The organism is Actinomadura geliboluensis (assembly GCF_005889745.1).
In the GTDB taxonomy this organism is placed as follows: Bacteria; Actinomycetota; Actinomycetes; order Streptosporangiales; family Streptosporangiaceae; genus Spirillospora; species Spirillospora geliboluensis.
In genome coordinates this window covers 1-5,819 of record NZ_VCKZ01000519.1, presented here as the reverse complement: position 1 = coordinate 5,819, position 5,819 = coordinate 1, and the positions used below count along the sequence as shown (strand labels likewise).

At 76.9% G+C, this 5,819-nt stretch carries 7 protein-coding genes; 4 read left to right on the top strand and 3 right to left on the bottom strand.

Annotated features, from left to right (window positions below; all coding sequences use genetic code 11):
• The 3 genes from ETD96_RS40190 to ETD96_RS40180 form a co-directional block, all read left to right on the top strand.
• The coding region (locus ETD96_RS40190) for a sigma-70 family RNA polymerase sigma factor (RefSeq protein ID WP_138641727.1) at positions 1-424 on the top strand (424 nt) is incomplete at its 5' end.
• On the top strand, positions 421-1,143 hold the full coding sequence (locus tag ETD96_RS40185; protein WP_138641726.1) for an anti-sigma factor family protein: 723 nt from the start codon (positions 421-423) through the stop codon (positions 1,141-1,143). The genes ETD96_RS40190 and ETD96_RS40185, both read left to right, overlap by 4 nt.
• 57 nt (positions 1,144-1,200) lie before the next feature.
• Positions 1,201-1,953 carry a hypothetical protein gene (locus tag ETD96_RS40180; protein WP_138641725.1) on the top strand — a complete coding sequence of 251 codons (753 nt, stop codon included), beginning with the start codon at positions 1,201-1,203 and terminating at the stop codon, positions 1,951-1,953.
• Here the strand turns inward: ETD96_RS40180 and ETD96_RS40175 are convergent.
• Together ETD96_RS40175 and ETD96_RS40170 are read right to left on the bottom strand one after the other, a co-directional pair.
• Positions 1,950-2,729 (bottom strand): ABC transporter permease, encoded by a 780-nt coding sequence (locus ETD96_RS40175; protein ID WP_138641728.1) that lies wholly within the window; start codon positions 2,727-2,729, stop codon positions 1,950-1,952. The genes ETD96_RS40180 and ETD96_RS40175 overlap by 4 nt on opposite strands.
• Before the next feature lie 11 nt (positions 2,730-2,740).
• Entirely contained in the window at positions 2,741-3,700 is a 960-nt protein-coding gene (locus tag ETD96_RS40170; RefSeq protein ID WP_138641724.1) for an ATP-binding cassette domain-containing protein, read from the bottom strand.
• Between the two features lie 93 nt (positions 3,701-3,793).
• Here ETD96_RS40170 and ETD96_RS40165 point away from each other — a divergent pair, with 93 nt between their 5' ends.
• Entirely contained in the window at positions 3,794-4,543 is a 750-nt protein-coding gene (locus ETD96_RS40165) for a TetR/AcrR family transcriptional regulator (RefSeq protein WP_138641723.1), read from the top strand.
• Here the strand turns inward: ETD96_RS40165 and ETD96_RS40160 are convergent.
• A complete protein-coding gene (locus tag ETD96_RS40160; RefSeq protein ID WP_138641722.1) occupies positions 4,530-5,789 on the bottom strand; it encodes an ATP-dependent helicase C-terminal domain-containing protein in 1,260 nt (419 codons plus the stop codon). The genes ETD96_RS40165 and ETD96_RS40160 overlap by 14 nt on opposite strands.
• Positions 5,790-5,819 lie beyond the last annotated feature (30 nt).

The window sequence follows — 5,819 nt, the reverse complement described above, 5'->3', positions numbered from 1 at the left end:
CGACCGGCACTGGGCCGAGGACGTGGTGCAGGAGACCATGATCCGCGCGTGGCGCAGCGCGCACCAGCTCGACGAGAACGCGGCCTCGCTGCTGCCGTGGCTCGCGACGGTCGCGCGCCGGATCGTCATCGACGACCAGCGCCGCAAGAACGCACGGCCGCAGGAGGCGGGCGAGGGCCCGCTGGAGAACATGCGCGTGCCCGACGGGTTGGAGGATCTGCTGCGCTCCGTCGTCGTGTCCGAGGCCCTCCTCGCGCTGTCCCCCGCCCACCGCGAGGTCCTCAACGAGACCTTCTTCCGGGACCGGTCGGTCAACGAGGCCGCCAAGCACCTCGGCATCCCCGTGGGCACCGTGAAGTCCCGCGTCTACTACGCGCTCAGGGCGCTGCGCGTCGCACTGGAGGAGAGGGGCGTGACGCCTTGACCGCGGACATGCTGCACATCGACGTCGGCGCCTACGCCCTCGGCCTGCTGGAGGAGCCCGACCGCCGCGCGTTCGAGGCGCACCTGGCGTCCTGCGCGTCCTGCCACGAGGAGCTCGGCACGCTGCGCGGGGTCGCGCGGACGCTGGACGGGATCGGCCCGATCGCCGAGCCGGCGGGCGCGCCGCCCGTCCCGCCGGAGCCCGCCGTGGTCGCCGACCTGATGCGGCACCGGACCGCGCGGCAGCGCCGGCACCGGGCGGCGCGCGCGCTGGCCGCGGCCGCCGCCGGGGTGGTGCTGCTCGGCGGGGCGCTCGGCACCGGGTTCACGCTCGGCGCCGACCGCGAACCGCCCCCGGCCCGGCAGGACGACGGGACGGCGGCGCTGCTGCGCGACGGGCACCGGACGTCGGCCACCGACGCGGGCACCGGCGTCACCGGGACGGTCGCCACGCAGGAGAAGGCGTGGGGCAGCCGGATCGCGATGCGGCTCGGCAAGGTCCGCGGCCCGCTGGAGTGCGAGCTGGTCGCGGTGGACCGGCGCGGCGAGGCGCACACGGTCGTCGGCTGGTCCGTCCCCGCCAAGGGCTACGGGCTGCCCGGGTCGCCGCAGCCGGCGCTGGCGCTGCAGGGCGGGACGGCGCTGCGGCCCGAGGAGATCAGCCGGTTCGAGGTCCGCACGATCGGCACGGGGCGCACGCTGCTCACCGTCCCCGCGTAGCGCGGCGCGGGGCACACTCCGGACGGGCCGCTCCCCCGCGTCTCATAGGCTGGCGGGGTGAGTGCGAGCCGGTCTTCGACAGGCCCCGAGCTGATGCTGCCGGGGCTCCGCGAGGTGTACGCGGCCTACGTCCGGGAGGCGGACGCCCTCCCGGCGCTGCCCGGCCGGCTGCAGGCGGAGGTGTGGGCGTCGGCGCAGCTCGGCGCGCTGGAGGCCGCGGCCCCGCACGCGCAGGGGCGGCGCGCCGCGCTCGGCGACCTGATCGGCTGCCTGCGGGCGGCGGCGACGCCGGGCGCGCGGGCGTTCCTGGCCGCGATCGCCGCGATCGGCCCGGCGGAGGGCCGCAAGGCCGCGGGGCGCGCGGCCGCCGCGCTCGGCACCGTCCCGGCGGCGCCCTGGGAGGGGTCGCTCGGCGCGGTCGTGCCGGGCCAGGCGTGGCTGATCCAGGAGGGGCCGCTGGACGGCGACCGCCTGGTCTGCGAGTTCCGCTACGAGGGCGCCGGCACCGCCGGGATGCACGCCGTGGCCGTCCGGCTGTCCTACGGCGGCGCGCCCACCGAGATCGTGATCGTCGGGGACGTCCCGGCGCTGATGGGCGCGGCGCGGCAGGCGATGCAGGCCGAGCTGTGCGTCGTCCAGCCCTACGAGGCCGCCGCGGCCGGGAAGAGGCTCCGCGCCGCGCTGCCCGGCGCGGTCGCCGGGGGTCGTGGGGGGTCGTCCCCCCGCACGGCAGACGGCGCGGAGCCCCTTCCCGAGGAGTGCTACCCTGCGCTTCCGCTGGCCCGGCACCGGGCGTCGGTGCTGCCCTAGCGGCCCATGGCGCGGTAGCGGCGCACCGACAGCGGGACGAACACCGCCGCGATCACCAGCGGCCACACCAGCGCCATCAGCAGGCTGTGCTGCGCCGCCCACGAGTCGCCGGTGACGGGTGAGCCGAACAGCTCGCGGCACGCGGTGACGGTCGCCGACATCGGGTTCCACTCGGCGATCGCGCCCAGCCAGCCGGGCATGGTGTCCGGCGCGACCAGCGCGCTGGACAGGAACCCGATGGGCCACACGAGGACCTGCACGGCCGCCACCGACTCCGGCCCCTTGGCGAGGAGGCCGAGGTAGACGCCGAGCCAGATCAGCGAGAACCGCAGGAGCAGCAGGAGCCCGAACCCGGCGAGGGCCTTGGCGGCGCCGTCCTCCACGCGCCACCCGATCAGCACGCCGCACGCCGCCATCACGGCCAGCCCCGCCACCGAGTGGATCATGTCGGCGGCGGCGCGGCCGACCACGACGGCGGACGGCGACATCGGCATGGCGCGGAACCGGTCGGTCACGCCCCTGGCCGCGTCGCCCGCGACCCGCACGAACGTCTCCTCGACGCCGAACACCATGGTCAGGGCGAACATGCCGGGGACGATGAACGCGCGGTAGCTGCCGCCGCCGGGGACGTCCATCTGGCCGCCGAACAGGTAGCCCATCATCAGCACGACCATCACGGGGAACAGCAGCCCCATGGCGATCTGGCCGGGCTGGCGCGCCCAGTGGGCGAGGGCCCGGCCGGTGAGCGTCCGCCCGTCGGCGACCGCCCAGCGCATCGCTTGAACGCTCACGCGCCCACCTCCTGCTTGTCGTCGGTGAGGTGCAGGAACACCTCGTCCAGGGTCGGGCGGCGCAGCCCGATGTCGGCGACCGCGACGCCCGCGTCGTCCAGGGCGCGGACGGCCTCGGTCAGCGCGGCGGCCCGGCCGGAGACCGGGGCGCCGATCCGCAGCGCCTCGGCGTCCACGTCGACCTCCCCGGCGGCGACCCGGCCGATGATCCCGGCGGCGGCGGAGAGCGCGCCGGGGTCGTCCAGGACGACCTCGATCCGGTCGCCGCCGAGGCGCTTCTTCAGCTCGTCGGGCGCGCCCTCGGCGATGACGCGGCCGCGGTCGATCACCGAGATGCCGGCCGCCAGCCGGTCGGCCTCCTCCAGGTACTGGGTGGTGAGCAGGACGGTCGTGCCGCCGTCGACCAGCGCGCGCACGGCGTCCCAGACCTCGCCGCGGCCGCGCGGGTCCAGGCCGGTGGTGGGCTCGTCCAGGAACAGCACCGGCGGCGCGAGGATCATGGAAGCGGCCAGGTCGAGGCGGCGCCGCATGCCGCCGGAGTACTCCCCCGCGGGCTTGGCGGCGGCCTCGGTGAGCCCGAAGCGCTCCAGCAGCTCGTCCGCCCGCCGCCGGGCCTCCTTGGCGCCGAGGTGGTAGAGGCGGCCGAACATGACGAGGTTCTGCCGCCCGCCGAGGACCTCGTCGACCGCCGCGTGCTGCCCGACGAGGCCGATGCTGCGCCGCACCTCCCCCGCCGCGCGGACGACGTCGTGCCCGGCGACCCGGGCGGTGCCCCCGTCCGGCCTGGCCAGCGTGGTCAGGACGCGGACGGCGGTGGTCTTTCCGGCGCCGTTCGGGCCGAGCAGACCGTGCACGGTGCCGGCGGGCACGCGCAGGTCGAGCCCGGCGAGGGCCTCCTTGTCGCCGTAGCGCTTGCGCAGCCCCTCGGCGGCGACCGCGAGCGGTGGTCCGGCCATGCGCCCCCCAAAACTATGTACGTCGTACGGATTTACCATCGCGGCCAATATAACGTACGTCGTACAGAGTTTCATCCCTGAGAGGATCGGCGGGTGACCGAGTACAGCGGGAGCGGCGACCCCAAGCGCAGCCTGGAGCTGCTGTGGGGCGTCCAGGCGCCGCCCAGGCGCGGGCCGAAGCCGCGGCTGACCGCCGAGGAGATCGTCCGCACCGCGATCGCGCTGGCCGACGCCGAGGGCCTGGACGCGGTGTCCATGCGCCGCATCGCCGACGAGCTGGGCGTCTCGCCCATGTCGATCTACACCTACGTGCCCGGCAAGGCCGAGCTGGTCGACGTCATGGTCGACCGCGCCTTCGGCGAGCTGACCCCGCCCGCCGACGCCGCGTGGCGGGCCCGGCTGGAGCACATCGCCCGCGACAACTGGGCGCTGTTCCACCGGCACCCGTGGCTGCTGCAGATCACGATGGCGCGCCCGCCCATGGGCCCGAACACCCTCGGCAAGTACGAGTACGAGCTGCGCGCCGTGGACGGCCTCGGCCTCACCGACCTGGAGATGGACTCGGTGGTCGCGCTCGTCACCGGGTTCGCCGAGAGCGCCGCCCGCGTCTCGGTCAGCGCCGCCGAGGCCGAGCGGCGCACCGGGATGAGCGACGAGCAGTGGTGGGAGTCGGTCGCCCCCGTGCTCGACACGCTCGTGGACGAGGCCGACTACCCGCTCGGGACCCGGGTCGGCACCGCGGCCGGGCAGGAGTACCGCGCCCCCGCCGCGCCGAGCCGCGCGTTCGAGTTCGGCCTCGCCCGCGTGCTGGACGGCATCGAGGTCCTGATCAGCTCCCGCTAGCCCGCTTCGTCCGCCTCGTCGGGACGGCGGTGGACGGGTCCTCCGGCCAGGGGTGCCTGGGATAGCGGCCGCGCAGCTCGGCCCGCACCGCCCGGTAGCCCTCCCGCCAGAACGAGGCCAGGTCGGCGGTGACGGCGGCCGGGCGGCCCGCCGGGGACAGCAGGTGCACCACCAGCGGGACCCGGCCGCCCGCGAGGGCCGGCGCGGCGTCCCAGCCGAACAGCTCCTGCAGCTTCACCGCCAGGACGGGCCGCTCCCCCGAGTAGTCGACCCGGATCCGGGACCCGGTCGGCACCTCGACGCGCTCGGGGGCGTACTCGTCCAGCCGCTTGGCCTGGTCCCAGGGCAGCAGGCCGCGCAGCATGCCCGCGACGTCGATACGGGCGAGGTCGGCGCGGCGCCGCGCCCCCGCGAGCCACTCGGGGACCCGCTCCAGCAGCGCCGCGTCGTCGACGGCCGGCCACGGCTCGCCGAGCGCGGCGCGCAGGAACGCCAGCCGCTCCCGCAGCGCGACCGCGCCCGGCGTCCAGGTCAGCAGCCCCAGCCCTTCGGCGCGCAGGCCGTCCAGCAGCGCCGCCCGGAGCAGGCCGGGGTCGGGGTCGCGCAGCGGCCGGGCGGACAGCTCGATCGCCCCGAGCCGCTCGACGCGCCGCGCCGCCACGTCCCCGTCCCGCCAGGCGACCTCCTCGGCCGCGTCCAGCAGCGGCGCCGCCGCCGACCGCGCCACGTCCTCGCCGATCACCACGGCCTGCCGCACCCGCGCCGACGCCGACCCGGCCGGGCGGTCGGCCGCCGCGACCGCCAGCCACTCCGGCCGCGCCCCGGCGAGGGCCGATCCCTCCGCGAGCGCGGCGCCCGTCCCGGACGCCATCAGATAGCCGCTCCCCCGCCGCCGCGCCACCCGCTCGGGGAACGCCAGCGCCACGACCGTCCCCGCCGCGTGGTCGTCGCTCCGCCCAGCGGGGCCGGCTGGGCCGGCGCCGCCGTCGAGCGCCCGGCGCAGGCGGGCGGCCTCGTCGCGCCAGCGGGCGGCGTGGGCGTCGGCGGGCCGGTCCTGGCGGCGCAGCGCCCGCCAGGCGGCGGTCAGGTCGTCGCCCGCCGCGCGCGGCGGGGGCTCCGACAGCAGCGCGACGACCTCGGCGGCGGCCCGGCCGCCCACCGCCGCGGCGCCGTCCACCAGCGCGCGGGCCAACCGGGGGTGCAGGCCGATCCGGGCCCTGTCTCTTATACACCTCTCCGAGCCCACGAGACCCTAAGACAACTCGTATGCCGTCTT